Genomic DNA, 25,953 nt, shown 5'->3' with positions numbered 1-25,953 from the left:
TCAGTGCCGCGAAGTCTATCGCGACGTGCCAGCACGCGCACCCGCCTTCGACGCCGCACCGGGTCCGCGGCGCCAGCGCAGGAGCCCGCGCACGATGCCTTCTGCCCATGCGTCGACGCCCTCCGATGTGCGAAGGAAATCCTCGCGCTCCGGCAGCACGAGCGTCGTGCCCTCGATCAGGACGGCGGGCATCCAGGCCGAACGCAAGACGGCGTAGTCGCCCCGCGTGTTGCTGCCGTGCTCGTATCCAAGGGCGTGCGCCACTTCGGGCGCCATGGCTCGGGCGAGCACCATGCCGGGTGCGTGCTGCCAGAACACGGTGGTCCCGTCGACGCGCTCCGGGGCCCGTCCCGCGGCCGGGGCGTTGACGTGGATCGACAGGAATGCGTCCGCCGAAGCGCGATCCGCGATGGCCGCTCTCGCCTCCAGCGACACCGCGACGTCGCTGTGGCGCGTGAGGGTGACGATGGCACCGGCAGCCCGGAGCCGCTCCGCAGCGCGCAGCGCCACGGCGAGGGTCACGGAATCCTCACGTAGCCCCGAGGGCCCGGTGGAGCCGTCCGGCGGATGTCCGGGGTCGAGGACCACACGAAGCCCACGAAGCGAATCGGCAGGCGGCAGTTGCTGGCGAACCACCAGATGCATGGCGCCGTTGGAGTACTCCGTGCGCCAGCCTCGTGCGACGGCGGCCAGCGGGACGTCGACGTACACGCGCCCGCGCGCTCCCTGGATCGGCACGGCCCGCAGCACCAGGTGGCCATCGCCAGGCACGGCGACCGCACCTCGTCGCCAGGTCACTCCGTACAGCGTCCACCGCAGGTGGTCGCGCGCGTGCTCCACGGCCGTGGGCAGCGCCGATGCGATCGGAATCGAAAGCCGAATGCCCTCGGTATCGACGGAGAGCGAGGGAGCCGAAATCGCCTGCACGTCCACACCGCGCAACACGGTGGTGTCGGCATCGGCGGCGGGGATCCACACCGCCTCGTCCTCCGCGAGTCGGAGCCGGAGCCAGCCCGGGCGCGCCGCGTCGGAGCGGGCGACGAACCCCTGCGGCAGGGGCACGCCGACGATGCCTCCCGGCCGCCATCGCGAATAGACCGGGCGCCACTGCGTCGCGCTGTCCGCCGTGTCGCTGGGCAACCGCCGCACACGCACCCAGCGCAGCCGGTGCGCCAGCGCGGAATCTGCAGGTGGCAGTGGGGCCTCTGGCTGGCGGACGAGCGGAACCTGCCTGACGAGCGAGGAGTCGCCCCTTCGCGCTTCGAGGCGGATCTCGGCAAGGCCGTTCGGGGGGACTGAGACAATCCCGGCGAAGGCTCCGTTAGACCTGACGTGAAGCTCGGTGCCGTTCGCGCGCAGTGCGCCACGACCGGTACCGATCGATCCCCAGATCGCGATGGAATCATTGATGGGAACTGCCGTTCCCGGAGTCGGAAAGACCACATCGATCGCCAGCGGCCCGTCGACTTCGGGGAGCCGAGGCTCGTTCGTGCGGCACGCCAGCAGAAGCACGGCGGCTGCGGCACGCACCGCGCATCGATGAGGGGTCATCGCTTGCTGCGTCGGCCCGTGGTCAGCATTGCGCTTCTGCTCGCCGTCGTCGGCATCATCGACCTCGTGGTCCTCCCTTCGTGGTGGGTCGTTCGCGATCGATCGGTGCTCGCGGCGGGTCCGGTCCCTCGCACCAGTTACATGCGGCATGCCGATCCCCTCGGCCACCCGGTCTCGTGGGTCTGGACACCCATCGATTCAATTGCTCCGGTGTTGGCCTGTGCCGTCGTTCTGGCCGAAGACGAGCAGTTTTTCCGATCGCGCGCTCTGAGTCGCGAGCAGCTCAAGCATCAGATGAACGCGGTGCTGCGGGCGGAATTCTCTGTCGGCTACTCGGGCATCGGTCAGCAGCTCGCGCGAAATCTATACCTGACACCGTCGCGGACTCCCCGACGAAAGGCGCGCGAATACGTGCTGACCGTCGCCCTGCACGAGGCCTTGTCCAAGCAACGCGAGCTCGAACTGCACCTGAACGTAGCGGAATGGGGCAAGGGACGATGGGGCGTGGCCGCAGCCAGTCAGGCGTACCTGGGTGTGTTGCCGAGCGACCTGCCTCCATCGCGCGCGATCGTGCTCGCCTCGATGCTCCCCGCGCCCCGGCGCGAACTCGCGTACGCCGTGGGCGCCCGCGCGACCGCGCGCCAGGAAGCCATCGCCACCAAACTGTGGCGCGCCAGCATGCTGAGCGATGCGGCCTATGGCGCCACGCTCGATCGCCTGCGGCTTTGGCGCTCGTTCGCGCGGGCCGGCGGGTCGATGAGCGACGCGTTCGCGGCCGTCGATTCGGTCATGGGGCGCGAGCGGTCGCCGGACGGTCTCGAACCACAGGCGCTCGCCAGTACCTGCGACACGTCGCGCCGACCGTAAGGCCGTCTCACTGTATGTCGCGCCGGTCAGCGGAGCTGCGCCCACGCTGGCCCTGCGCGAGCCGCGCGACCATTTTCCGCGCTCACCAACTGACCGGCTTCCGGAGCATGGCATCGCGCTACGACCTGTCCGACCAGACCGCGCTCGTCACCGGTGGCACCCGCGGCATCGGCCGTGCGATCGCCGCCGCCCTCGCGCGCAGCGGGGCACGGGTGGTGGTGTCGTCCCGCAAGGCCGCGGCGGTCGAATCCACGGTCGCTGAGCTGCGCGAAGAGGGGTCGAACGTCGAGGGTATTCCCGCAAACGTCGGGCGCCTGGACGAGGTCTATTCGCTCGCGGAGGCATGCCTCTCACGCTTCGCGCGTGTCGATATCCTGGTGAACAACGCGGCGGCGAACCCGGTGTTCGGCGGTGTGGAAGACACGACGCCTGAGGCCTACGCCAAGATCATGGATGTGAACCTGCGCGCTCCGTTCGAACTGGCCAGGCGACTCATGCCCGCCATGAAAGCGAATGGTCGAGGCGCCATCGTGAACATATCGAGCATCGGTGGGCTGACCCCTGAACGCGGCCTGGGCATGTACAGCGTGAGCAAAGCGGCGCTCATCAGCCTCACCCAGGTCATGGCCCGCGAGTGGGGAACCCACGGAATCCGCGCCAACGCGATCTGCCCAGGCTTCATCCAGACGGATTTCTCGCAGGTGCTCTGGAGCGACGACACGGTGATGGAGAACATCATCGGCAAGCAACCGATCAGCCGGCTGGGGACACCCGAAGACGTGGCGGAGATGGCGGTGTTTCTCGCCAGTCCCGCCGCGTCGTTCTGCACGGGGGGCGTGTACCTGGTGGACGGCGGATACCTGCTGCGGGGCGGGTGAGCCGGTCCTCGGCGGCCTCCCCAACCCGCAGGATTCATCAATCACGCACGGCCCGTCGGGCGCTACTTCGCGTTGACTTCGAGCACTCCCGCCGCGCCCATGCCGCCACCGATGCACATCGTCACGAGGCCGTAGCCCCCGCCGCGCTGACGGAGTTCGTGCAACAATTGCGTGGTGAGCTTGGCGCCCGTGGCGCCGAGCGGGTGTCCCAGGGCGATCGCTCCGCCGTTCACGTTGAGCCTTTCGTCGGGCATGCCGAGCTCACGCTTGACGGCGAGCGCCTGGGCGGCGAAGGCTTCGTTGAACTCGATCAGCGCGATCTGCGCGAGATCGATGCCGGCCTTCGCGAGGGCTTTGGGGACGGCGCGGATCGGACCGATGCCCATCACATCGGGCTCGACGCCGGCGACCGCGTACGCAACAAAGCGCGCGAGCGGCCGAACGCCGAGTTCCTGCGCGCGTCGAGCTGACATCAGAACCAGCGCGGCTGCACCATCGCTGTAGGGGCTCGAGTTCCCCGCCGTCACGCTGCCGCCGGCGCGGAATGCGGGAGGCAGCTTGCCGAGTCGCTCGATCGTCGTGTCACGGCGCACCAGTTCATCCACCGCAAAGTGGCCCTCCTCCACGTGCTTCGTGGCGCCCTGCCAGGTGACGCGCTGCACCGGTACCGGCACGATCTGATCGGCAAAGGCCCGGCGCTCGAGCGCGGCCGCAGCCTTCTGATGGCTCGACAGCGCGTACGCGTCCTGGTCGGCCCGCGACACCTTCCAGCGTGACGCGACTCGCTCGGCGGTGAAGCCCATGCCGATCATGCCTTCCGTCATGCCGTCGTGCAGTCGGGTGTGGTAGCCGGACATGGGCACCTGACTCATCATCTCCACGCCACCGGCGACCACCACGTCGGCCATCCCGCTCATGATCGCCTGCGCCGCGGAGGCCACGGTCTGGAGTCCGGACGAGCAGAACCGATTGATCGTGGCCGCCGGAACGTCCACGGGCAGCCGGGCGCGGAGCACCGCGAGGCGCGCGATGTTGAGCCCCTGCGATGCCTCTGGCATCGCGCAGCCCCACAACACGTCGTCGATGGTCCGCGGGTCGATGTCTGCACGTTTCACCGCCTCCTGCATCACGGTGGCCGAGAGGTCGATCGGGTGCACCGACGCCAGCGAGCCGTCGCGCTTGCCTCGGCCCACCGCGCTCCGCACGGCGCTGACGATCACGGCATCCCGCATAACGAGTCTACCTCCGGTTCAGTTGCGGAGTGGCTTGCCCGTGGCGAGCATGTGGGCGATCCGTTCCTGCGTTTCCCGCGTTCCCAGCAGCCCGAGGAACGCCTCGCGCTCGAGGTCCAGCACGTCCTGCTCGGTGACGTCGCGCGGCGGACCATCGCCTCCGGAGAGCACGTACGCGATGCGCTGGCCGATCTGCACGTCGTGGTCCGAGATGTAGCCGCCCTCCTTCATCGCCCAGACGGCGTACTCGAGGTTCCCCATCGCCTCGCGGCCGAGCGCGCGGATGGTCATGGGCATCGGCGGCGTGTAGTCCGGCGCCAGGTCCAGCACGCGTGCCTTCGCGTCGGCCAGCAATCGATCGCGGTTCATCGTGATCCGGTCGCGCTCGCGCAGGATGCCGAGGCGCCTCGCCTCGGCGGCACTGGTACTCGTCACCGCCATCGAGATCAGCTTGAACGCGCGGCGCACGGCCTCGAACGGATCGGCCTCGTCGTACGGAGCCAGGTCGCGAGTGAAGCGGAACAGCAGCTCCTTGGTGCCACCGCCCCCTGGCAGGAGGCCGACGCCAACCTCAACCAGCCCACAGTACAGTTCCGCGTGCGCCTGAACCGCGTCGGCGTGCAGCAACATCTCGCAGCCACCGCCGAGAGTGAGTCCGAAGGGCGCCACGACGACGGGGAAGGGTGATCGGCGGAGCGACAGCACGCCTTGCTGAAACTCATGGACGCTGCGTTCGAGCGACGTCCAGTCGCCCGCCTGAACCTGCGCCGCCACGAGGCCAAGGTCCGCGCCCGCGGTGAACGTGCGCGGGTCGGCATTGCCGATCACCAGGCCCTCGGAGTCCCCGCGGCAAATGCGGCGCGAGGCGACGTCGAGCATCGCGAACACGCCTGGTCCGAGCGTGTTCATCTTGCCGCGGAACTCGAGCAACAGCACGCCATCGCCGAGGTCGAGCAGCGCCGCGCCCGGATTGCTGTCGATCACGCCGCCAGATGCACGCAGTGTTTGGAGATCGATGAGCCCAGGCGTGGGTTCGATGGGTGCGTAGGACCCCCCAAGCGTGAGCTGCCGGGCGCCGCTGTGGAGCGCGCGATAGAAGCCCTCATGCGCCGCCGCGAGCAGTCGCGGCTCCGGCGCTCGGCTGCGTGCGTATGAGGCCTTGATGACATCGAGACCCATCGCATCCATCTGACGAAAGGGCCCGGCCTCCCACCCATAGCCCCATTCCATCGCGCGATCCACGGACACCAGGTCGTGGGCGATGTCGGGGGCGGTTTCGATCGTGTAGCGCGAAATGTCGAGGAGGAGCGTGCGCACGAACTCCGCCTTGTGGCCCCCCGCCGTCACCAGACCTCGCAGCCGTTCGGCCAGCGGGAGCTTTTGCAGCGCGGCGAGTTCGGGAGGAAATGCGTCGACCTTGGGCGCGTACTGCATGGTGCGCCAGTCGAGCGTGTGGATGCCGCTCTTGTCCTTTCGGTAGAAGCCTGCGCCGCTCTTTTCACCCAGTCGCCCTTCCGCCACGAGCTGATGCACCCACGACGGCAGCGCGAGATCTTCGCCCGTCCCCTTCGCGGTGCTCGCGGCCACGTGGGCCAACACGTCGATGCCGCTGATGTCGCTGGTGCGAAACGTCGCGGACCTGGGGCGTCCGATGAACGGCCCCGTCATCGCGTCAACCTCGTCGATGGTCAGGCCGAACTGCTCCATCAACCGCAGGACGCGCACGACGCCAAAGAGCCCAAGGCGATTGGCGATGAATCCCGGGGTATCCCTGGCGATGACGACACCCTTTCCCAGCGTGCGTTCGGCGAACCGACGCATGCGCGTGATCGCGACGTCGCTGGTCTCCGGGGTGGGAATCACCTCCAGGAGGTGCAGGTACCGAACGGGATTGAAGAAGTGCGTGCCGAGGAAGTTCCGGCGGAACGCCGCGCTGCGCCCCTGCGTCAGCACGTGCATGGGGATGCTCGACGTGTTCGACGCGACGATCGCGTCCGGACCAGCCACCGCTTCGATGCGCGCGAAGAGCGCCTGCTTGGGTTCGATCTGTTCGACGATGGCCTCGACGATCCAATCGCAGTCTGCAAGCCGGGGGAGATGGTCTTCGGTGTTCCCCGTGGAGATCAGGGCGGCGTGCGCCGCATCCATGAAGGGGGCTGGTTTGGCCTTGAGGGCCTTCGCCACGGCGTTTCGTGCCAGGGCGTCGCGGTCGCCGTCCGTCGGCATGTCGAGGAGCACCACCGGAACGCCCGCCGACGCACAGAGTGCGGCGATGCCCGTGCCCATGGCCCCGGCTCCCACCACCCCGACCTTTGTGATCCGCATGACGCGATTCTCACCCGAATGGAGTCCCGGGATTATCAGAGCGCCGCGCCCCGAAGAAAAGGGTCGGGGCCACGCGTGTGCTGTGCGCTCCACCCACCGCGGTGTGCGCTCCGTGCCACGGCACTACCGTGCTGCTCCACCCCCGAGTACGCTCAAGCGCATGATGCGCCACCTCGCCCTCGCGGGTGCCCTTGTCCTCGCCGCGCCGCTGCATGGGCAGGAGGATTCGCTCACGGCGCCCGGGGTGTCCCTGGCACTCGCCCGCTATCGCGCTGAGCGCATCGGCAACGTGCGGTACGACCTGGTGATGAACGTCTCCGAGGCCGATACCGCACGCGGGCGCGTCACCATCGGCTTCACGCGCCTGCGCCCCGGTGACGTGGTTGTCGATTTCCGCGGGCCGATCCTGGAGCGGGTCCGCGTGAACGGGCGACCCCTCGAGGACCCGCGGTTCAACGGGGCGCACCTCCGCATCCCCCAGCGCCTGGTGCGTTCGGGCGAAAACCGGATCGAGGTGGAATTCGGCGCGATGGTCGCCGCGGTCGGCGCGAGCATCATTCGCGTCCGGGATCCCGCCGACCGGCGAGCGTATCTCTACACCCTGCTCGTGCCCTCGGACGCGAACCAGCTGTTCCCCTGTTTCGATCAGCCTGACCTCAAGGCCCGGGTCACCCTGACGCTGACCACCCCGCGAGATTGGCGCGCGGTGGCCAATGGGACGCGCATCAAGTCGGATTCCACCTCGCGCGGCATCGTTCACTCGTTCCGCGAGACGGAGCCCATCAGCACCTACCTCATCGCCTTCGCCGCCGGGCCCTGGGCCGAAGTCCGGAGCAAGGGGACGCGCAAGCCGATCTCGCTGTACGTGAGGCAGTCACGCCTGGCCGACGTCGATGCCGATTCGATCATCGTGGCCAACGATCGCGCGGCGACCTGGCTCGAGCGCTACTTCGCGTCGCGCTTCCCGTTCCAGAAGCTCGACATGGTACTCGCGCCCGCCTTCCCGTTCGGTGGCATGGAACACCCGGGGGCGATTTTCTATTCGGAAGAGCGCTTCGTCTTCCGCGAGCGACCGACCGTGACGCAACGCCTCGGTCGCACCTCAACGATCTATCACGAGGTCGCCCACCAGTGGTTCGGCGACCTCGTGACGATGCGCTGGTTCGACGACCTGTGGCTCAAGGAGGGGTTTGCGACGTACATGGCGGCCCGCATGCAGGCGGACCTGGATCCCGACTCGCACGCGTGGAAGTCGTTCTACCTTCGTAACAAGCCCGCGGCCTATGCCGTCGACCTGACGGAAGGGACCACGCCCGTCTGGCAGCGACTCGGCAACCTGGACCAGGCCAAGAGCAACTACGGCGCGATCGTCTACAACAAGGCGCCGTCGATTCTCAAGCAGCTCAACTACCTCGTCGGTGATTCGGCCTTTCGGCAGGGCCTGCAGCGTTTCCTTCGCGAGCATGCCTATCAGAACGCCACGTGGCGCGACCTTGTGCATGCCATTGGTACGGCATCGGGACGGTCGCTCGCCGTCTGGGGAGATTCGTGGATCCTGCGCCCGGGCATGCCGGTGCTGGAGCAACGGTCGGTGGTCCGCGACGGCCGCATCGTGTCGTTCTCCCTGGTGCAACGGCCTGCGCGCGCGCTCTCCGGGTCGCGCCCCTGGCCGATCCGCACCGAATTGCTCGCCGTCTTCGAGCGCGGAGAGACCCTGCGGATTCCCCTCAACATCACGGCGGAAACGACCTGGGTCGCGGAACTCGCCGGTCGACCGGCACCGCAGTTCATCTTCGCCAACGCGCAGGACCAGGCCTATGGCCTCGTGCTCCTCGATCCCGGGAGCGTGGCCACGCTGGAGCGGGACATCGGTGCGATCGACGATGCGTTTCTGCGCACCATGCTGTGGGGCGCGTTGTGGGACCTGGTCCGCGAAGCGACCCTCGGCCCGGATCGCTTCCTGCGCGCCGCGCTGCGCGAGTTGCCGGGCGAATCCGACGAACAGCTGGTCGGCGGCCTCCTCTCGCGCATCGCACGAGCCACCACGGCGTACCTCGGCGACGTGCAGCGTGCCGCCTTCCTGCCCGACGTCGAGCGCGTGCTGCTCGTCGGCGCGAACGACGCGCGGCGACCCTACGGCGTGCGCAAGGCGCATCTCGACACCTACATCAGGGTAGCGGCCACGGCCCCGGCCGTCGCCATCCTTGACGGAATGCTTGACAGCACCACGATCGTCGGGGACACGCTGCGCGCGCCGGCCCGCTGGGCCCTCGTCACGCGACTGGTGACCCTCGACGCTCCGACCGCCAGCGCCCGTCTCGCGGCGGAAACGGCGCGGGACCAGACGCCGGAGGGCGCGCGACGCGCGTTCGTCGCCCATGCCGCGCGGACCGATGCGGCCACCAAGGCCGAATACTTCCGCCGATACTTCGACGATCGCGACTTGAATGAAGACTGGGCCACGGCCAGCCTCGATGCGTTCAACGCCGTAGAGGCACAACGCCTCACACGCCCCTTCCTCACGGCGGCCCTCGACTCGCTGCCGTGGATCCAGCGCAATCGCCGCATCTTCTTTGTCGGCGCGTGGATCAATGGATTCCTCGACGGCCAGACCGGTGACGAGGCCCTGCAGCTGGTGCGCGCTTTCCTCGACGCGCGCCCGCAACTCGCACCTGACCTCCGCAGCAAGGTCCTGCAGGCCGCCGACGAACTCGAACGGACCGTGCGGATTCGCCGCACGTTCGGTCTCGACGCCCCGCGCGCCGACCCACTCTGGTGACCGGCCCGAGGCTCTCCATCACGCTGCCGCCGTGGGCCGTGGACCTCGATGAGGTCGGGCGCGTGTATGCCACGGACGAGGATCGCATGCGCCTCGCCGTTGACCTTTCGCGCGAGAACGTGGAGCGAGGCACTGGTGGTCCCTTTGGTGCGGCCGTCTTTGACGGGGAGAGCGGCGCGCTGCTGGGGATCGGCGTCAATTCCGTCGTCCGGCTCAACAACTCGACGTTGCACGCGGAGATGCTCGCGTTCATGCGCGCCCAGGCGCAGGTAGGCTCCTTTTCGCTCGCAAGTGACGGGGCAGGGCGCGAGCTTTTCACCTCGTGTGAGCCCTGCGCCATGTGCCTCGGCGCCGTGCTCTGGAGCGGCGTGTCGCGGGTGGTATACGCGGCGCGACGCGACGACGCCCACCGGCTCGCGTTCGACGAAGGGCCCGTCTTCCCCGAGTCGTTTGCGTACCTGCGCCGCCGCGGTATCCGGATCGAAGGCGGCCCGCTCCGCGAGGAGGCGCGACAGGTCATGGAGGCCTATCGCGCCCGCGGTGGCATCATCTACAACACGCTCGGTCGAGTCGACAGGTAGATCGGTACGGTCAGCGCCGCAGGTACTCCTCCGACTTTCCGCGGGGAATCGACAGCGACTCCCACGCCGCTCCCCGGCTGTGCTTCGCGAGCAGGACAATCTGGCCCACGTGCTGGCCGTAGTGGTCCAGTTGTCGAAGCACGGCGGCCATGACCGAGAGCTCCTGCCCGCGAATGGTCACCGTGTGCGTCAGGTGGTCGGCGGTCAGGGTGTCCAGGGCCGCAAACACGTAGCGCCAGCCGTCGTCCCACCAGCGCAGAACATCGGCGCGTGTGAGGTTCGCCGGTATCTCGAACTCGGTGTCTCGGTGTCGATCAGACTTTTCGCCGTCGGTCGTGAGGAAGTCCGTCCACCGCGACCGCATGTTCCCGTGCATGTGCCGGACAATGAGCGCGATGCTGTTGGCGTCAGGGTCGAGGGTTGCGAACAGATCGCCGTCTGAGACCTGCGCCATGGCGCGCTCGGCCAGCAACTTCTGCTTCTGGAAGATCGCCGTGCACTCGGTCAGGAAGGGAACTGGGGCTGGGCTCATGATGCCGTCGGTGCGGGGAGGAGGACGTCATTGCGTCCCACGGCGGGGACGCAGGTCCCCAACAGGCATGCAATTCTGTGATGTGTGCCGCAGATTCCGGTAGTTCGCAACGTCGGCATGCGGCGCTGTACGTGATGGGGAAAATCGACCGATCGTCGCAGTGTGTTGATCTGTAACGAGTTGCATGTATGATCTCGCGTGGCCTCTCAGCTCGGGGCGACCCGGGCACGTACCCTGCTCTCAAGCCATCGAGTCCCTTGTGAAAACCGGGACTTGGCGGAATTATTGCCGCGCCAATCCAATCAGGTTGTCGAATGCTCGCTCCGCTTAGCCCGTTCGAGGCGTACCGTTCCGATCTGGATCGCTTTTCCCGGCGATCCGAGTTCGGCAATGCCGACACCGTCTGGCTCTTGCTGACCCACTGCCTGGGTCGTTTGAGCCGGGTGGGAGACGGGGTACGCGAGCAGTTGGCGGTGCAATCGGCCGAGGCGCTGCGTGACCTGATCGAGACGAGTGGTGCACCGACTGATGCGAACAGCCACCAGAACGACCTGCGGCTGATCGTGGCGGGGCTGGCGCAGCTCGACTCGCGGGGTGGCGCAGACGCCGTCAGTCGCGCCTGCCGCGGATTCGCGGCGCGGATGGCCGAAGCAGGTGCCCTGTCCGTCGCCTATTCCGTACTCGGGTACGCGCGCGCGGCGGTCGTGCAGGCGTCGGACCGGGAGCGCGGGCTGTTGGCGGCCGATCAGGCTCGCGTGGCGCGTCAGCTCGGTGAGCTGGAATCGTCGGACGAACTGTATCGCGTGGCCTCGCTCATCGGTGACCGCTCGGGAGACCAGGAGCTTCAGGCCCGTGCGTCGTTGGGCCGTGGCGTCCTGGCGCGAGTGCGTGGCAACTACCCCAAGGCTCGTGTGTTCTTCCAGAACGGTCTGACGATGGCGATTGCCGTGGGCGGCCGCGAGTTGCAGTACTTCGCGCACCAGGGCCTGACGATCACCGCGGCGATGACCGGCGACTACGACGGCTCCCTCGAGCATTCGTGGGCGGCGTTCCGCATGTCGGATGGTGACGCGACGAAGGAGGCCGAGTCGCTGACGAACATGGCGCAGGTCTGCCTGATGTCTGGTTACCCTGCTGCGGCGTTGCGTTCGTTCCTGAGTGCCCTCTCGCGAACGACCGTACTCCGCGTCCGACTTTCGGCGCTTGGAGGTGCGGCGCTCGCTGCTGGCCAGACCGGCGACCGGTCGCGGCTGGACCGCTTGGCCGAAGAGATTCGCAACACGGTGGAGCGAAGCTCGCTCCCGTTCGAGAACGCGCAGGCGCTGCAGCACCTCGCCCAGGCCTATCAGGCGCTCGGCGATGATCTTGCGGCCGAGCGCTTTCGCCAGGAGACGTTGGCGATTGCCCGGGCGCGGGGATTTCACGAACTCGAAGTCACCTCGGAGCGCATGGAGATCGCGCGGGCGGCGTCGAAGCCCGAACCGCGCGATCTCGAGACCCCAACTCGACAGCTCGTGGCCGATCTGGAACAGTTCGAGCCCGAAGCTGACGAGTCCGCGTTCGTCCTTACACGTTCGGGTTGACGAAGTCCACGTTCGGATTCACGAAGTCGACGTTCGTGCAGGCCGAACCTGCCTTCGGGTTGCACTGCTTGCTCGAAGCCGGGGCGGTCGGGTTGGAGCAGGCCGTGAAACCGACGACAACAGCGGCGAAGGCGACGAAGCGGGCAACGCGGGTCATAACGGTCCCCTGTGTTGTGGTGGAGTGACTGCGCTAGACTAGATGCCGGTTTCGTGACGCGCTGACACCGTATGGGCAGTGCCCTTACATGGTGTAACCTCCAGCCTTATTTGCAGGCGCGATGATCGTTGGAGCCCTCGTGTGGGATCCCGCGTCCCGGGCACGCCTTCAGGAGGCGACCCGGTCGCAGGCGCACCTCCACCTGTGCGAACGCCAATCTGAGCTCCTCGCGTTGGTGCAGAACGGCCTCGCTGATGTGGTCGTCCTCGACATGCGCGATGCCGAGGGTGAGAGCACGCTTTCCACGGTGGTGAGGATTCGTGAGGGATTTCCAAGCGTTCCCGTGGTGTTGTACTTCGCGCTATCGCCATCCATCTCGCGCGACATGCTCGCGTTTGCCAGAGCCGGCGTGAACGATCTTGTGCTCCGCGATGTGGACGACGTGAAGGTCACGCTCCGGGCGTCGTTGACGAGTGCGGCAGATCACTGTTCGGCTCGCACCATCGCGACGGAACTCGAACCACTGGTGCCTCCGAACGTTGCCCCGATCATTCGCTACTGCCTCGAGAACGGGCGCCGCGCGCTCACGGTCGAGGACGTCGCGAGCGCGCTCAATGTGCACCGCAAGACGCTCGTCGACCGCCTGAGCGCCGCGGGACTGCCGGCGCCAAGCGCGATCATCGCCTGGTGCCGCCTCATGATCTCCGCCCGGCTGCTCGAGGATCCGGGGCGTACCATCGAGCAGGTCGCCCTGCTGCTCGATTTCCCGTCAGGCACCTCGATGCGAAACATGGTGAAGCGCTACACGGGTCTCCGCACGGGCGAGGTGCGGCAGAACGGGGGCCTGCGCTGTGTCATGCATGCGTTCAAGCGCGAAATCGCGCAGGTCGCCGGTCGGCCGAGAGCGTAGTCGCGGCGTCACGCGCCAAGCGGGTGCGGCCGCGATGCGGTCAGCGTGCCCGGTGCCGTCAGCTCGAGGACGCACGTCGCGCCGGCCTCTAACGAACGAAAGACGTCGGCCTGAACGAACCGATGCACGTGCACGGCGCCCGCGCCGCGCCCGCACGTGCAGGGCAGTTCTTCCAGGTGTGCCGGCGTCGTGACCTCGCCCACGGTGGCGCGCAGTTCGCCTTCCATCGTCAGGCGGCGGTAGGTGCCTTCCGTCACCTCCAACCGGCCATCCATCGGTGTCTTTCTGCCGACGTCCCGCACCTCGAGGATCATCGGATGCGCTTCCCGCCCTGGATCACCACCTTGACGTCGCGCACCACGGTCATGTCCGTGAGCGGATCGCCACGCACGAGGATGATGTCCGCGTACCGACCGGGCGCGAGGACGCCGATCCGGTCTTCGGCACGAAGAAAGCGCGCCGGCCACAGCGTTGCGGACTGGATCACCTCCATCGCCGGCACGCCGAACTCGCCCCACTTCACCATCTCGCGCCACGTGGCGTCGTTGTGGAACATCGAAGGAATCCCGGCGTCGGTCCCGATCATCATTCGAACGCCGGTCTCGCGCAGCTGATCGAACTTCTGCCGCAGCAGCGGGATCCGGGACGGGAAGAGCGCGTAGTAGGGCAGGTGTGGGATTGCGGAGAGGGAGGCGCGCACCTCACGGGCCATGGCCTCGGGCATCCCGTCGCGCCACGCGGGATCGTCGAGCCGCTCCGGGAACACCGTCCCCGTTTCATACAGCGTGAAGAGCGGCGAGATCGTGGGCGTCCAGTACAGCGCCGAGTTGCGCTCCCGGAGTCGCTGCAGCACGTCGTCCGCGTAGCCCGGCGCGGTGCCGAGGCCGGTGTGTTCGAATCCATCCACGCCGGCATCGAGGCCCACGCGGATCTCGTCCATGCGGTGGGCATGGGCAACCACCTGACGCCCGGCACGATGCGCGGTCTCCACGACGGCGCGCACTTCCTCACGCGTCATCTGATCCTGGTCGATGAGCTTGATGAAGTCGACGCCGGCGTCGATCAGGCGCTGCACCTTGGCGCGGGCGTCGTCCGCTCCGGTCACGCCCCAGCGGAACTCACGCTCGTACGGCTCATACGGCGCGTGCTGGATGAACGGCCCCGACACGAAAAGCCGAGGGCCGGGGATCTCACCCGCGGCGATGCGCCGCTTGACGGTGAGGATGTCGTCCAGGCGGGCACCAAGGTCACGGGCCGTGGTCACGCCGGCCATCAACAGCTGGTGGGCGGCGATCGGCATCACCACGTCGGCGTTTCGCGTGCCGTACAAGTCGTCCCAGCGCTTGTAGTCGCCGTGACCAACGAGATGAAGGTGCACGTGCATGTCGATCAATCCGGGCATCACCGTCATGCCGTTGGCATCTACCACGGGAATGCCGGATGGCACGGGGACGTTCGCGGCCGCGCCGACGGCCACGATGCGCTCCCCAGCCACGAGGACGACCCCGTTCTCAATCACGGGACCGCCGTAGCCGTCAATGATCCGGCCACCCACGACGGCCATGGTCGCCGCGGGCCGCGTGGTGCTCTGGGCATGCAGGGAAGAGACGGCGAGGCAAGAGAGGAGGGCGGCGATCAGGAGGCGCATTGGTCGAGTGAACGGCGTTTGCGGTGGGTTCAATCCGTGAGGTGCGGTAGTCTGTGTGGACCGTCCATGGTTCCGTCATCCTGTGGCTGCACGCGCCAGGTCGCCCGGCACCGCGCAACAACGTCGCCGAGGTCGTCGGTCACATCGGCCACGGGATGGACGTCCATGGCAACGCTGACGTCCGGCATGTCGACGGTCGAGAGCGCCGTGAGCGTGCCTCTGGCTTTCTTGAGGTAGTCGACCTCGATTCTGATCACGATACCGCGCACCCGCGGAGGTAGCGCGGTCAGCATGGCGAGGCCGCTGGTCAGCTCGCCCAGGTTGGCCAGCGCCACCGCGTGAATCGACTGCAGGTGATTGCGAATCGCTCGTCGGTCCGACAGCCGGACCACGGCCCGACCAGGCTCGAGGGTAACGACCCTGGCGCCGAGCGTCCCTGTATACGGCACCATGCGCCCGAGCAGGCGACTGAAGAGCCAGGCGCCACCGGGGAGCGGTGCGAGGCGTCGCCATCGATCGAGCAGGCGTGCCCCGGGTGCGTCGAGCGCGCGCTCCGGCGTGGCATCGCGAACCGGCGTGCCCGCCCCGGATGAAGCCGCGGGTTTCACAGGTGACGCAGGAACCGCTGCGGGTCGATGAGAAAATCGCGAGTGATGGTCACGTGATCGAGCGAAGCATAAGGCACCGCCGCGACGGGCGATTCATCGAACGACCAGATCTCGGCGCCCGGAAACGCGAGCAGGATCGGGGAGTGCGTCGCGATGATGAACTGGGACTCCTGCGCGACCATCTCCATCAACATGGCGATGAGGGCGAGCTGACTTTGCGGCGAGAGCGGTGCTTCCGGTTCGTCGAGCAGGTAGAGGCCCCCAGGGACAAATCGGCTGCGGAAAACCGTGAGGAAGCTCTGGCCGTGCGAGTTGGCGTCGAGGTCCACGCCATAGCGTTGCTCCATGTCGTGCAACGATGCACGGATCGGCCCTTCGCGCAGCCCGCGCGCATATGCCGACGCATCCGCATACGATGCGGCAATGTCGCCAAGCTCGGCCACCATCTCCTCGCGCTGGCGTGCCAGCGCTTTGGTGAACCCAAAGAAGTCCTCGGCGCGAAGGAAGAATCCACGGGTCGCCCGCCTGGTCCAGCCAAGCCTGAGATCCGCCGCCAACTCGCGCTGGGCGCCGAGGGTGCCGTCGGAGCGGCTGTCCGCGGTCCCGATGGTTGGCAGTCCCACGGCAGCGGCGATACCCTCGAGCAGCGTGGACTTGCCGGACCCGTTCTCACCGACGAAAAACGTGACCGCCGCGCGGAACTCGAGCGCGGGGAGGCTTCGAATGGCCGGCACGCCGAACGGGAAGCGGTCGGGATCGCCCCGACCACGCTTCCGCTCGATGCTGCGTAGATGAATCATCGGCGATAAGTTCCGGCCCCCGGTTCGCCCGGGATCCTGATCGACACCATGTGGAGAACCTCCATGACCTACGTGCGGTACGCAACTCTCCTCTCCGGCCTGACGCTGCTCGGCGCCGTCGCCGATGCACAGGCGCGCAAGCCGTTCACGCCCGCAGACTGGTACAAGGTGCATCAGGTGGGCGCCCCGGCCATGTCACCTGACGGCAAGTACGTGGCGTACACGGTGACCACCGTCCGCGAAGGCGAGAACCGACGTCACACCGAGATCTGGGTCTCGCCGTCCGCGGGCGGCACCGCCCAGCGATTCACGAGCCCAGGCTACGAGAGCACCGCGCCGCGCTGGTCTCCCGATGGCACGTACCTGCTGTTCTCGTCACAGCGTGCGGGCTCCCGTGGTCGCACGTGGGGCATCCGGATGGACCAGCCCGCGGGCGAGGCCATGGAGATCGATCGCTTCCCGGCGGGCTCCATGCCAGCCGACCGCAGTCTGGCGGTGTGGACCGAAGCGACGGCCGCCGACACCAGCGCGCCGCGCGCGCCCGACATCTATCGGGACACGCCGGCGATGGCGCGTCCCCCCTATGGCGCGATCACCGCGCCGCTGGACCCCAAGCGCTTTGACGGGCGGCACATCACGGAAATGCGCTACAAGTCCAACGGGCCAGGCTTTCTTCCCGGACCGCGCGAGCGGCGCGCGTATCGGCCCACGCAGGTGTTCGTGCAGTCGTTCGAGCCGGGCGCGAAGAAGCGCATGGTCGACAGCACCGTGTACTCGCGTCGCGGCGCCGCCGTGTCGCCCGATGGTCGGTCGATCGCGTACGTCGCGGACCCCGCCATGCGCCCCGACTCGGTGGTCGAAGCCGAACGGGATTCGTTGGCGCGGCTTCCGTACGACGCGCGGCGCGACGAGCAGCCGCGCAACGACGCCGATGTTTTCGTGATCCCGGTGGCTGGCGGCACGCCGCGGCGCCTGACGAGTGCGATGGGGAGCGAGGGCGACGTGCAGTGGTCGCCGGACGGCAAATGGATTGCGTTCACGGCGGCGCCGACCCGCGTGACCAACCAGCGACTCTGGGTGGTGAATGCCTCCGGTGGCACGCCGGTCAACGTCCTCGGCGACTGGCAATACGAGCCCGATGGCTACGACTGGCTGCCCGACGGCAAGCTCGCGGTATCGGCATCGATCGGCGGGCGATCGGGCTGGTTCCTCGTCGATCCAGCGTCAAAGCAGATGAAGGAGGTCCTGGGCGGGCGCCGACGCATGAACGGATTCACGATGGGCATGTCGGCTTCCCAGGTGGCGTTCGTGGCGACCAGCATGGACAAACCCACGGAGCTGTTCATCGCGAATGCGGACGGCTCCAACGAACGAAAGCTCACCACGTTCAACGACGACCTGCTGGCAAAGGTCGCGTTCTCCGACGCCGAGCGCTTCACCTACGCGAGCGTGGGCGGCCTCGAGATCGAGGCGTGGTTGATGAAGCCGTACGGCTATGACCCCGCGAAGAAGTACCCGGCCGTGCTCTACATTCACGGCGGGCCGCACAGCGCGTACGGGGAGAACTGGTTCGACGAGTTTCAGAACCTGGCCGGGGCCGGGATGTTCGTGCTGTTCACGAATCCGCGCGGATCTTCGGGGTACGGCGCGAAGTTCACCTACTCCACCCGCGGTCGATGGTTTGCCGAGGACTATCAGGATCTCATGAAGGGCGTCGACATCATCGCCAGGAGGCCTGACGTTGACTCGACGCGACTCGGTGTCACCGGCGGCTCATACGGCGGCGTGATGACGGCCTGGGTGACCGTGAAGACGCAACGGTTCAAGGCCGCGCAGGCCGACCGCATGATCAGCAACTGGTGGTCGTGGTACGGAACGTCCGACGCACAGGGCCTGACCGAGTTCGAGTTCATGGGCAAGCCGTGGGATAACCCGGTCATGTACGACACGCTGTCGCCGATCCGCTACATCCGGAAGGTCAGGACGCCGACGTTCATCGTGCAGTCCGAGGAGGATCACCGCACGCCGATGACCGACGCCGAGCAATGGTTCATCGGCCTCAAGAAGCAGGGCACGCCGGTCGAGCTGGTGCGGTACCCGCGTTCGACACACGACCTCTCGCGCACGGGTGAGCCGTGGCTGCTCGTGGATCGGCTCGGTCGCCTGCGCCAATGGTTCACCTATTGGCTCAAGCCGGACGTGACGACGACCGCGCAGTAGGGATGTGGCCGCGAGCGTGAGCGAGCCGAGCGACCGCGGCGTCGAGCTGGTGACGCCGCGGCGCGACGCTACGGGTCGTCGCGTGGTCGCCTGGTACATCATGCTCGCGTTCGGGCCGCCGCACGTGAGCTGGCCCGTCACGCGTGGCGTTGACCCGGATTGCGCGGCATCGCAGCTGACGTGCTGCTGATCGCGCTGCTGGCGCTTCAGGGGGTGGCGCTCGCACTGGTCCTCACGCGGCTGGCGCCCGGTCGCACGCGGCGACCGCCGGTGGCGCCGCGTGCTGACGGCGTGCACGACACGACCGTCAGTGTCATCGTTCCGACCTACAACGAGGCAGCCAGAGTCTCGCGCTGCCTCGATGGTCTCGCGCGGCAGGGCGCCCCGCTGACGGAGATCCTCGTGGTCGACTCGGGCTCCGACGATGGCACGGACCGTCTGGTGCTCGCGGCCGCGGCACGCGACCGGCGCATACGCCTCGTCGTCGATCCACCACTCCCGCCCGGCTGGATCGGCAAGGTATGGGCGTTGCAGCACGGCCTTTCGCTGGCGCGCGGAGAGTGGGTGCTTGGCGTCGACGCGGATACCGAAGCGCGATCAGGCATGGTGGCCGGCGTGATCGCGGCAGCCCGCGACACCGCAAGCGAAGTCGTGTCGTTCTCCCCGCGGTTCGTGGGCATGACCGCTGCGGAGCAGTGGATCCAGCCGTCGATGCTCGTCTCGCTCGTATACCGCACAGGCGCTGCCGGTGCGAGGCGCCCCGAGCCGAACACGGTGCTGGCCAACGGCCAGTGTTTTCTCGCGCGCCGCGACGTACTGCTCGCGCACGGTGGCTACGAACTCGCGCGCCGCTCCTGGGCCGACGACGTCACGCTGGCGCGCGTGCTCGCGCGCCGGGGGGTGCGCGTGGACTTCCTGGATGGCTCTCGGCTGTACGATGTGCGCGCGTACACGTCGGTCGGGCAGATGTGGCGCGAGTGGGGGCGTTCGTTCGATCTCTCCGACGCCACGACGAGGGCTCGCCAATGGCTCGACGTGGTCCTGGTGCTCTTCGCGCAGGGCGTGCCCGTGCCGTATGTGCTGCTCGCGGCTTGCGGGGCAGCGCCCCGCAGCGGCGCCCTGCTCGGGGTGAACGCGGCCCTGGTCGCGATTCGCGTTGCCATGCTCGGCGCGCTCAGGGCGAGCTATGCCGAACGCACCATCGGCTTCTACCTCTCACCACTCGCGGATCCACTGGCCGCGCTGCGCCTGCTCTGGTCGACGCTCAGGCGTCCGCGGCAATGGCGGGGACGCCCCCTCAGCTCATGACTACCCGATCCCTCGCTGGTTCAGATCTGCTTGACCTCCGCGACCAGCTTGGTGAGGCTCGCCTTGGCGTCGCCAAAGAGCATGGCCGTCTTCGGCATGTAGAACAGTTCGTTTTCGATGCCCGCAAAGCCTGCGGCCATTGAGCGCTTGAGCACGATCGTCGCGCGTGCCTTGTCGACGTCAAGAATCGGCATGCCGTAGATCGGGCTCGCCGGATCGGACCGTGCCGCGGGATTCACCACGTCGTTGGCGCCAATCACGAGCACCACGTCGGTGCTCTCGAACTTGTCGTTGATCTCGTCCATGTCGAACAGCCGATCGTACGGGACGTTGGCTTCGGCAAGCAGCACGTTCATGTGGCCGGGCATGCGCCCGGCGACGGGATGGATCGCGTACTTCACGTCGCCGCCGCGCTTCTCCACCAGTTCGGCCAGTTCGCGCACCACGTGCTGCGCCTGGGCGACCGCCATGCCGTAGCCCGGGACGACGACCACCTGGTTGGCGTAGGCGATCTGTACGGCGGCGTCCTCGACGCTCACCGATCGCACCGTGCCTGCGGCGGTGCTGCCCCCGGTCGCGGCCGACCCGCTCTCGCTGCCGAACGCGCCAAACAACACCGAGCGAAACGAACGGTTCATGGCCTTGCTCATCAGCACCGAGAGGATCACGCCTGACGCGCCATCAAGCGCACCGCAGATGATCAGGATCATGTTGCCCAGCGCAAAGCCCGTCGCCGCCGAGGCCAGGCCGGCGTACGAGTTGAGCAGCGCGATGACGACGGGCATGTCGGCGCCGCCGATGGGCAGCACCAGCGAGAAGCCGATCACGGACGCGAGGGCAATCAGCCCGTAGAAGAGCCGCGAGTCGGCCGGGTCGAGGATCAGCGCGACCAGCAGGACGAGCGCCAGCCCGACGAGCGCGAAGTTGAGGTAGTTCTGCCCGGCGAAGGTGATGGGTCGACCGGGGAGCAGCTCCTGCAGCTTGCCGAAGGCGATGAGCGAGCCGCAGACCGTCAGCGCGCCGAGCATGACCTCGAGGCCGAGGGCGCCCATGGTGAACGCGCTGAGGCCGGTGGCGCCGGTGGCGTGGTAGGCATGGTGATACTCGGCGACGCCGACGAGGGTGGCGGCCGAGGCGCCGAACGTCTGCGCGATGGCGATGCGCTGCGGCATCGCCGTCATTGGCACCTTCACGCCCAGCGGGTAGCCGATCACCGTGCCGATGACGAGCCCGGCCGCAATCCACGTGTAGGTCAGGATCTGCGCGGACACCAGGGTCCCGATGACGGCGAGCAGCATGCCCACCGCGGCGATCTGGATGCCGCGTCGCGCCTTGTCCGGTTGCGTCAGGCCCCGGATGCCGACGATGAACGCGATCGACGCCAGGACGTAGGTGAGCTGGATCGCCAGTTCGCGGCCCGAGAGGGTCGGCATCGGCTATTTCCCGTGTGGCTTGGGGGCCCCGCCGTCCTTGCGGAACATGGCGAGCATCTTGTTGGTGAGCAGGAAGCCGCCGACGACGTTGATCGTGGCCATGATCACGGCGACGAACCCGAGGACCGTGGCGAACGTGCCATACCGGCCGCCGGCCGCGATCAGCGAGCCAACCAGCGAAATGCCGGCGATGGCGTTGGTGGCACTCATCAGCGGCGTGTGGAGCAGGGCGGGGACCCGGCTGATGAGCTGGTAGCCCAGGAAGGCGGCGAGGATGAAGACGTAGATCTGAAGGATGATCGTCATGAGCGGGCGGAGCCGGCGTGGGAGAGGCACATCGGGCCGACGATCTCGTCCTCGAGGTTGATCGGGATCGCGGCATCCTTGATCATGTGCTGCAGCAGCGTGAGCACATTCTTGGCGAACATCACCGACGCGTGATACGGCACGGACGCCGCGACGTTGACGGCGCCGATGACTTGCACCCCGTTCACGTCGCGCGTCTCGCCCGGGACCGTGAGTTCACAGTTGCCTCCGGTCTCTGCGGCGAGGTCCACGATCACCGCGCCCGGGCGCATCGTGCCGACCATGTCGGCGGTAATCAGGCGCGGCGCGGAGCGACCCGGGATCTGCGCGGTGGTGATCACGAGATCCTGGTCGCGAAGGTGCGCCGCAAGCGCCGCCATCGTTTGCGCCTGCTCGTCGGCGGTCTGCGCGCGCGCGTAGCCACCGGCCACCTCTGCGTCTTTCGAGGGGTCGGGCCCGACGAACGTCGCGCCGAGCGAGAGGACCTGCTCCCGTGCGGCCGCGCGAATGTCGAAGCCCGACACCGTCGCGCCAAGGCGACGTGCGGTGGCAATAGCCATGAGGCCGGCGACGCCGGCCCCGATGACGAACGCCTTTGCCGGTGGGATGCTCCCCGCGGCGGTCGTCAGCATCGGCAACAGCTTGGACGTCGCCGCCGCACCGATCAGCACCGCCTTGTACCCGGCCACCGTGGCCTGCGACGACAGGATGTCCATCGACTGCGCGCGCGTGATGCGCGGCACGCGTTCGAGCGCCAGTACCGTGACCCGACGCGACGTCAGGCATTCCAGTACGTCCGTACTCGTCGCCGCTGGCAGGAGCGAAATGAGGATGCTGCCTTCGCGCAGGGCCGCCGCCTCGTCCAGCGATGGCTTCTGGACCTTCACCACCACGTCGCACGTGCCGAGGATCGATCGCGCGTCGTCCACAAGTTCGGCTCCCGCGGTCGCGAACGCATCATCGGAGCAGAAGGCGGGGACGCCCGCGCCGCGCTGCACGCGCACGCTCACCCCGGACCGAACGAGGCGGGCAACGCTGTCCGGGACGAGACCAACACGCCGCTCGCCGGGCGCGCTCTCGCGGGGAACCCCGATCCACATGCGTAACTCCCATGGCTTGGACGGGCCGGAATGTCGGTGGGTGACCACGCAAAGACAAGGCGACGCGAGCGCTCCGACGCGGGGGTCGCGGGCACGTGGGCCTTGCGCCGGCCCGACGCCCGCCACACGCGGAGTCCCGTGCCAGGCACTCGGCCGCCGCAGACCACGTTAGGCGCGGTGCCACCGGGCCGGCGGAAGCGGTGCCGGTCTGCCGCCCCTCGTTGGTCCGTCGGCGCTAGGGTCTATACGTCACGCTGACGTAGGGACGCATCTTCTCCTCGTAGGGCTCATCGAGCGAGTACCCCACACCAAAGCGGATGCGCGTCGACGGCAGCGTCACGAACCCGATCGTGGGAAAGGCGAACTCGTTCTCGAGCCCCAGCACCCGCCGGTAGCTCGTGACACTGTCGCCCGCGGCAATCCACGTCGCGTACGGGTGCACCCTGAACAGGCGCATCGACGCGCGATACATCTCGACCCGGCGACCTGACGTGTAGCCCACCGGCACCGACGGCAGGGAGATCCGCTGACTCAGGTACGCCTGATCGATGAAGGGCAGGTAGGCCCCACCGACCGCGAACTGTTCGAACGCGCGGCCAAACTCACCGGGCCCGGGTTCGGTCACCGATCCGCGCGTTGCTTCGAGTCGGAGCTCGCGACGTGCGCCGCCAACGGTCAGCGAGGCGGTGACGAGGCGTCGTGTCCACCGATCGCCATCGGTGCTCCCTTCGGTGACCGACGCCGCTACGCGCGGCGTGATGGTCGCCCCACGCAGCGGCAACGAAAGACGACCGCGCACTTCACCAAAGCCCATGGCCCGTGAGGCCGCGTCGAGCTGGTTCCCGTCCACGCGACCCGCGCTTCCGCCGGCGCGCAGCGCCCACCCGTAAGCGGACAGCTCGCGCCCCTTGCGAGCCGAGACGCCCAGGCCAGTGAAGCGCGAGTCGATGTTGAGCGAGGCAAACGATCCGGAGCGCTGCTTTGATGGTGCGTGATCGCCGTACCAGAGGCTCCCGTCGATCTCGACGAGCGTCGTGCGGAACGTCGTCATGGCTGATCCTCCGCGCCACGCCCCGCGCTGTCCGTAGGCGCCCTGCAGCAGCGTGCTCCACCGTCCCACCGGGTCGACGGTGCCGACCATCAGGCTCCCCATGTCGCCATCCGGGCCGACGCTGATGCCCGGGAGCGCGCGCCACCCGCGGGGCCCGAGTGCATAGTCGGACGGTCCGTTGATCGGCCCCGGCGCAAACGTGCGCCCGGGCTCGGCGCGCCGCGGTGCCGCCGGGAACGATCGTGGATCGAGCGACACCACCGTGGCAGCCGGCGCCCCGCTCGGCACGCGGCGAAGATCGTAACCGCGCGCGTGCAGGTTGAGGAACCACACGCGGCCGTCCGGCCCCACGTCGGGCCCGGCCACACCGCCGGTGACGCGAGTGATCGCCCGCCCCTCGTGCGTCGCGGGGTCCAGCACCTCCAGGTTGGCGATGCCTCCGGCCTCGCTCACCGTGACGAGTCGACCGTCGGGCGTCCAGCTGGGCGAATAGCGCGCCACGCCGTCGCGCGCCGGTAGCGACGTTTCGGCGCCGGTTCGCGCGTCCAGGATCGACACGCTCCAGACGCCGTCGCGCTGCACCGAGACCGCGATCCGCTGCCCATCGTTGGAGAGCCTGGCTCGGTGGAACACCACCGTTGGCGACCCCGCGGCGATCGTGGTCCACGAGCCACGTTCGAGGTCCACGCGAACCACGTCACAGATGCCGGCGCGACACCGCACACCAACCGCGGTCCGCCCATCAGGCGCGGGATCGGCCGAGCGGATGCCCGCTCCCCGTGTCACGCGGCGAAGGCGACCCGAGGCATGATTCCAGATGAACAGGTCGGGTCGTGTGGCGCCATCGCCAAGCGTCTCATCGCGCGAGAGCAGCAGTCGCTGATTGTCCGCGAACCAGCGTGGGGCATCGTGCCCGCGGCCGCGCGAAGGGTGCAGGGTGGCGACGGCCCGTTTGTGCGGGGGGAACGAGTCGTACGGCATCACGTCCTGCGGATCGCGCGCGAGCTGTTGCCGACGGCCGCGCACGACCCCGCTGTCGAGCCCTTCGTTCGCGGTGCGCCACACCAGCACGCGCGCCGGGCCGGTGGCGGATCGGACGACCACCGCGACGAGGCGCCCGTCACGCGAGACCGCAGGGTCGCCCGTGCCCCAGGCGAGGCGCTGGACCAGGTCCCCTTCCACGAGTCCCGCCTGTCGCAGGGTGCGCCGCACGTCGAGCGCCTTCTCCATGACGTCGGTGGCAAAGGCCCCATACAATTCGTCGGGCGGCGCGCCATACACACCACGAAACGCCTCGGTGAACGATCGGCGCTCGACGGCGCTCATGCGGCGCCAGAGGTGCTGCAGCGAGGAATCACCACGCCGCACGGCCAGCCACTCGAGAAACGCGGATCCCACGAGGTAGCGCATCGCGCCACCGAGGTAGCCTCTCGTGCCATTGAGCTCCGCATAACGAGGGAGCTGCCCCTCGAGGGCCCATTGGCGCAGGATCGCCGGGCGCCCGACGCTGTTGGGGCGGCCGCTGCCAGTGAGTCTCCCTTCGATGTACGTGGCGTAGCCTTCGAAGACCCAGGGCGGCGCCTTGCGCGCCACCGGCCCCACGCGCGCCGGGAGCATGCGCCACAGCAGGCGCTCCGTGGCGTTGCGCGGGCGCACGGTCAGGTGCGCGATGTGGGCGTACTCGTGAACCGCCAGCACTTCGCCCCAGCCGCGATGCGTGCCAAAGGTCGGTGACGGCGTCGGCGGCGTGGGCCACAGGAAGATGGTCGGGCTGTCGAGGAGCGGAATGGCGAAGCCGTTGGCGACGTTGGTCGGATCCTCCACCATCACGGTGACGCGGCGGCCGGGTCGACTGCCGACGAGCTGATTCACCGCGCTGGCGTATTGCTCCATGCGTTCCGCGATCGGTCGGACCCACGTGCGCATCGACGCCGGATAGTGAAATCGGAACGACGTGGTGGTGATCGTTTCCCAGGGGATCGTGGGTCGCGTGAGGTACTGCGCCTCGGCGTTCGCGGAGGCGAAGACGAGGGCGAGCGCGACAAACGATCGAGTGATCGAGCGGGCCGGCATGGGCGCGGGGG

General features: G+C 68.1%; 22 protein-coding genes. 9 read left to right on the top strand and 13 right to left on the bottom strand.

Features of this window, described 5'->3' with window-relative positions:
- Positions 1-15: 15 nt before the first annotated feature.
- Positions 16-1,551, bottom strand: a complete 1,536-nt coding sequence (locus tag IT361_16555; GenBank protein MCC6319286.1) for an N-acetylmuramoyl-L-alanine amidase — start codon at positions 1,549-1,551, stop codon at positions 16-18.
- A gap of 3 nt (positions 1,552-1,554) precedes the next feature.
- On the opposite strand from IT361_16555, the gene IT361_16550 reads away from it, so the two are divergent.
- The gene (locus tag IT361_16550; protein ID MCC6319285.1) at positions 1,555-2,418 is read left to right on the top strand and encodes a transglycosylase domain-containing protein; all 864 of its coding nucleotides are present in this window, start codon (positions 1,555-1,557) and stop codon (positions 2,416-2,418) included.
- A 107-nt stretch (positions 2,419-2,525) separates the two neighbouring features.
- On the top strand, positions 2,526-3,296 hold the full coding sequence (locus IT361_16545) for an SDR family oxidoreductase (protein ID MCC6319284.1): 771 nt from the start codon (positions 2,526-2,528) through the stop codon (positions 3,294-3,296).
- A gap of 62 nt (positions 3,297-3,358) precedes the next feature.
- Here IT361_16545 and IT361_16540 read toward each other — a convergent pair whose 3' ends face one another.
- Both IT361_16540 and IT361_16535 read right to left on the bottom strand, forming a co-directional pair.
- Positions 3,359-4,528: a thiolase family protein gene (locus IT361_16540; GenBank protein MCC6319283.1), complete on the bottom strand. Its 1,170-nt coding sequence runs from the start codon at positions 4,526-4,528 to the stop codon at positions 3,359-3,361.
- Between the two features lie 18 nt (positions 4,529-4,546).
- On the bottom strand, positions 4,547-6,853 hold the full coding sequence (locus tag IT361_16535; GenBank protein MCC6319282.1) for a 3-hydroxyacyl-CoA dehydrogenase/enoyl-CoA hydratase family protein: 2,307 nt from the start codon (positions 6,851-6,853) through the stop codon (positions 4,547-4,549).
- Positions 6,854-7,016: 163 nt separating this feature from the next.
- Here IT361_16535 and IT361_16530 point away from each other — a divergent pair, with 163 nt between their 5' ends.
- Both IT361_16530 and IT361_16525 read left to right on the top strand, forming a co-directional pair.
- On the top strand, positions 7,017-9,632 hold the full coding sequence (locus IT361_16530; protein MCC6319281.1) for an ERAP1-like C-terminal domain-containing protein: 2,616 nt from the start codon (positions 7,017-7,019) through the stop codon (positions 9,630-9,632).
- 86 nt (positions 9,633-9,718) lie between these two features.
- Complete coding sequence (locus IT361_16525) at positions 9,719-10,213, top strand: nucleoside deaminase (protein ID MCC6319280.1); 495 nt, start codon at positions 9,719-9,721, stop codon at positions 10,211-10,213.
- A gap of 10 nt (positions 10,214-10,223) precedes the next feature.
- Here IT361_16525 and IT361_16520 read toward each other — a convergent pair whose 3' ends face one another.
- Positions 10,224-10,745 carry a DUF1572 family protein gene (locus IT361_16520; GenBank protein MCC6319279.1) on the bottom strand — a complete coding sequence of 174 codons (522 nt, stop codon included), beginning with the start codon at positions 10,743-10,745 and terminating at the stop codon, positions 10,224-10,226.
- Between the two features lie 314 nt (positions 10,746-11,059).
- On the opposite strand from IT361_16520, the gene IT361_16515 reads away from it, so the two are divergent.
- Entirely contained in the window at positions 11,060-12,328 is a 1,269-nt protein-coding gene (locus IT361_16515) for a hypothetical protein (GenBank protein MCC6319278.1), read from the top strand.
- On the opposite strand, the gene IT361_16510 is transcribed toward IT361_16515, so the two are convergent.
- On the bottom strand, positions 12,312-12,485 hold the full coding sequence (locus IT361_16510; GenBank protein ID MCC6319277.1) for a hypothetical protein: 174 nt from the start codon (positions 12,483-12,485) through the stop codon (positions 12,312-12,314). The two genes, IT361_16515 and IT361_16510, sit on opposite strands and share 17 nt — an antisense overlap.
- A gap of 121 nt (positions 12,486-12,606) precedes the next feature.
- Between IT361_16510 and IT361_16505 the strand changes: the two genes are divergently transcribed.
- Positions 12,607-13,395, top strand: a complete 789-nt coding sequence (locus tag IT361_16505; GenBank protein ID MCC6319276.1) for a helix-turn-helix domain-containing protein — start codon at positions 12,607-12,609, stop codon at positions 13,393-13,395.
- An 8-nt stretch (positions 13,396-13,403) separates the two neighbouring features.
- Here IT361_16505 and IT361_16500 read toward each other — a convergent pair whose 3' ends face one another.
- From IT361_16500 to IT361_16485, 4 genes are all read right to left on the bottom strand, one after another.
- Positions 13,404-13,709 (bottom strand): hypothetical protein, encoded by a 306-nt coding sequence (locus IT361_16500; protein ID MCC6319275.1) that lies wholly within the window; start codon positions 13,707-13,709, stop codon positions 13,404-13,406.
- Entirely contained in the window at positions 13,706-15,043 is a 1,338-nt protein-coding gene (locus tag IT361_16495) for an amidohydrolase family protein (protein ID MCC6319274.1), read from the bottom strand. The genes IT361_16500 and IT361_16495 overlap by 4 nt, the downstream gene beginning before the upstream one ends.
- Before the next feature lie 29 nt (positions 15,044-15,072).
- Complete coding sequence (locus tag IT361_16490) at positions 15,073-15,495, bottom strand: DUF4442 domain-containing protein (protein MCC6319273.1); 423 nt, start codon at positions 15,493-15,495, stop codon at positions 15,073-15,075.
- Between the two features lie 152 nt (positions 15,496-15,647).
- The gene (locus tag IT361_16485) at positions 15,648-16,448 is read right to left on the bottom strand and encodes an AAA family ATPase (GenBank protein ID MCC6319272.1); all 801 of its coding nucleotides are present in this window, start codon (positions 16,446-16,448) and stop codon (positions 15,648-15,650) included.
- 66 nt (positions 16,449-16,514) lie between these two features.
- Here IT361_16485 and IT361_16480 point away from each other — a divergent pair, with 66 nt between their 5' ends.
- The 3 genes from IT361_16480 to IT361_16470 are packed head-to-tail and all read left to right on the top strand — an operon-like array spanning position 16,515 to position 19,979.
- On the top strand, positions 16,515-18,671 hold the full coding sequence (locus IT361_16480; GenBank protein MCC6319271.1) for a S9 family peptidase: 2,157 nt from the start codon (positions 16,515-16,517) through the stop codon (positions 18,669-18,671).
- A 16-nt stretch (positions 18,672-18,687) separates the two neighbouring features.
- Positions 18,688-18,861 carry a hypothetical protein gene (locus IT361_16475; GenBank protein ID MCC6319270.1) on the top strand — a complete coding sequence of 58 codons (174 nt, stop codon included), beginning with the start codon at positions 18,688-18,690 and terminating at the stop codon, positions 18,859-18,861.
- The gene (locus IT361_16470) at positions 18,840-19,979 is read left to right on the top strand and encodes a glycosyltransferase (protein MCC6319269.1); all 1,140 of its coding nucleotides are present in this window, start codon (positions 18,840-18,842) and stop codon (positions 19,977-19,979) included. Before IT361_16475 ends, IT361_16470 begins: the two co-directional genes overlap by 22 nt.
- 20 nt (positions 19,980-19,999) lie before the next feature.
- Here the strand turns inward: IT361_16470 and IT361_16465 are convergent, their stop codons facing one another.
- The 4 genes from IT361_16465 to IT361_16450 all read right to left on the bottom strand — a co-directional run bounded on the left by IT361_16465 (position 20,000) and on the right by IT361_16450 (position 25,942).
- A complete protein-coding gene (locus tag IT361_16465; protein ID MCC6319268.1) occupies positions 20,000-21,412 on the bottom strand; it encodes an NAD(P)(+) transhydrogenase (Re/Si-specific) subunit beta in 1,413 nt (470 codons plus the stop codon).
- 3 nt (positions 21,413-21,415) lie between these two features.
- A complete protein-coding gene (locus IT361_16460; protein ID MCC6319267.1) occupies positions 21,416-21,718 on the bottom strand; it encodes an NAD(P) transhydrogenase subunit alpha in 303 nt (100 codons plus the stop codon).
- Positions 21,715-22,818, bottom strand: coding sequence for a Re/Si-specific NAD(P)(+) transhydrogenase subunit alpha (locus IT361_16455; GenBank protein MCC6319266.1), 1,104 nt, complete (start codon positions 22,816-22,818; stop codon positions 21,715-21,717). The genes IT361_16460 and IT361_16455 overlap by 4 nt, the downstream gene beginning before the upstream one ends.
- Before the next feature lie 235 nt (positions 22,819-23,053).
- Complete coding sequence (locus tag IT361_16450) at positions 23,054-25,942, bottom strand: hypothetical protein (GenBank protein MCC6319265.1); 2,889 nt, start codon at positions 25,940-25,942, stop codon at positions 23,054-23,056.
- Positions 25,943-25,953: the final 11 nt, after the last annotated feature.

The organism is Gemmatimonadaceae bacterium (genome assembly GCA_020846935.1).
GTDB lineage: Bacteria > Gemmatimonadota > Gemmatimonadetes > Gemmatimonadales > Gemmatimonadaceae > RBC101.
Note: the sequence above shows the minus strand (reverse complement) of the source record. Positions and strands in the feature narration are given on the sequence as shown.

Bases quoted from the DNA above. Each gene is read 5' to 3' on its own strand.
- IT361_16480 (MCC6319271.1), top strand. From the start codon at position 16,515: ATGACCTACGTGCGGTACGCAACTCTCCTCTCCGGCCTGACGCTGCTC.
- IT361_16455 (MCC6319266.1), bottom strand. From the start codon at position 22,818: ATGTGGATCGGGGTTCCCCGCGAGAGCGCGCCCGGCGAGCGGCGTGTT.
- IT361_16465 (MCC6319268.1), bottom strand. From the start codon at position 21,412: ATGCCGACCCTCTCGGGCCGCGAACTGGCGATCCAGCTCACCTACGTC.
- IT361_16490 (MCC6319273.1), bottom strand. From the start codon at position 15,495: ATGGTGCCGTATACAGGGACGCTCGGCGCCAGGGTCGTTACCCTCGAG.
- IT361_16515 (MCC6319278.1), top strand. From the start codon at position 11,060: ATGCTCGCTCCGCTTAGCCCGTTCGAGGCGTACCGTTCCGATCTGGAT.
- IT361_16460 (MCC6319267.1), bottom strand. From the start codon at position 21,718: ATGACGATCATCCTTCAGATCTACGTCTTCATCCTCGCCGCCTTCCTG.
- IT361_16495 (MCC6319274.1), bottom strand. From the start codon at position 15,043: ATGCGCCTCCTGATCGCCGCCCTCCTCTCTTGCCTCGCCGTCTCTTCC.
- IT361_16535 (MCC6319282.1), bottom strand. From the start codon at position 6,853: ATGCGGATCACAAAGGTCGGGGTGGTGGGAGCCGGGGCCATGGGCACG.
- IT361_16555 (MCC6319286.1), bottom strand. From the start codon at position 1,551: ATGACCCCTCATCGATGCGCGGTGCGTGCCGCAGCCGCCGTGCTTCTG.
- IT361_16530 (MCC6319281.1), top strand. From the start codon at position 7,017: ATGCGCCACCTCGCCCTCGCGGGTGCCCTTGTCCTCGCCGCGCCGCTG.
- IT361_16520 (MCC6319279.1), bottom strand. From the start codon at position 10,745: ATGAGCCCAGCCCCAGTTCCCTTCCTGACCGAGTGCACGGCGATCTTC.
- IT361_16545 (MCC6319284.1), top strand. From the start codon at position 2,526: ATGGCATCGCGCTACGACCTGTCCGACCAGACCGCGCTCGTCACCGGT.
- IT361_16525 (MCC6319280.1), top strand. From the start codon at position 9,719: ATGCGCCTCGCCGTTGACCTTTCGCGCGAGAACGTGGAGCGAGGCACT.
- IT361_16540 (MCC6319283.1), bottom strand. From the start codon at position 4,528: ATGCGGGATGCCGTGATCGTCAGCGCCGTGCGGAGCGCGGTGGGCCGA.
- IT361_16505 (MCC6319276.1), top strand. From the start codon at position 12,607: ATGATCGTTGGAGCCCTCGTGTGGGATCCCGCGTCCCGGGCACGCCTT.
- IT361_16450 (MCC6319265.1), bottom strand. From the start codon at position 25,942: ATGCCGGCCCGCTCGATCACTCGATCGTTTGTCGCGCTCGCCCTCGTC.
- IT361_16500 (MCC6319275.1), bottom strand. From the start codon at position 13,709: ATGATCCTCGAGGTGCGGGACGTCGGCAGAAAGACACCGATGGATGGC.
- IT361_16510 (MCC6319277.1), bottom strand. From the start codon at position 12,485: ATGACCCGCGTTGCCCGCTTCGTCGCCTTCGCCGCTGTTGTCGTCGGT.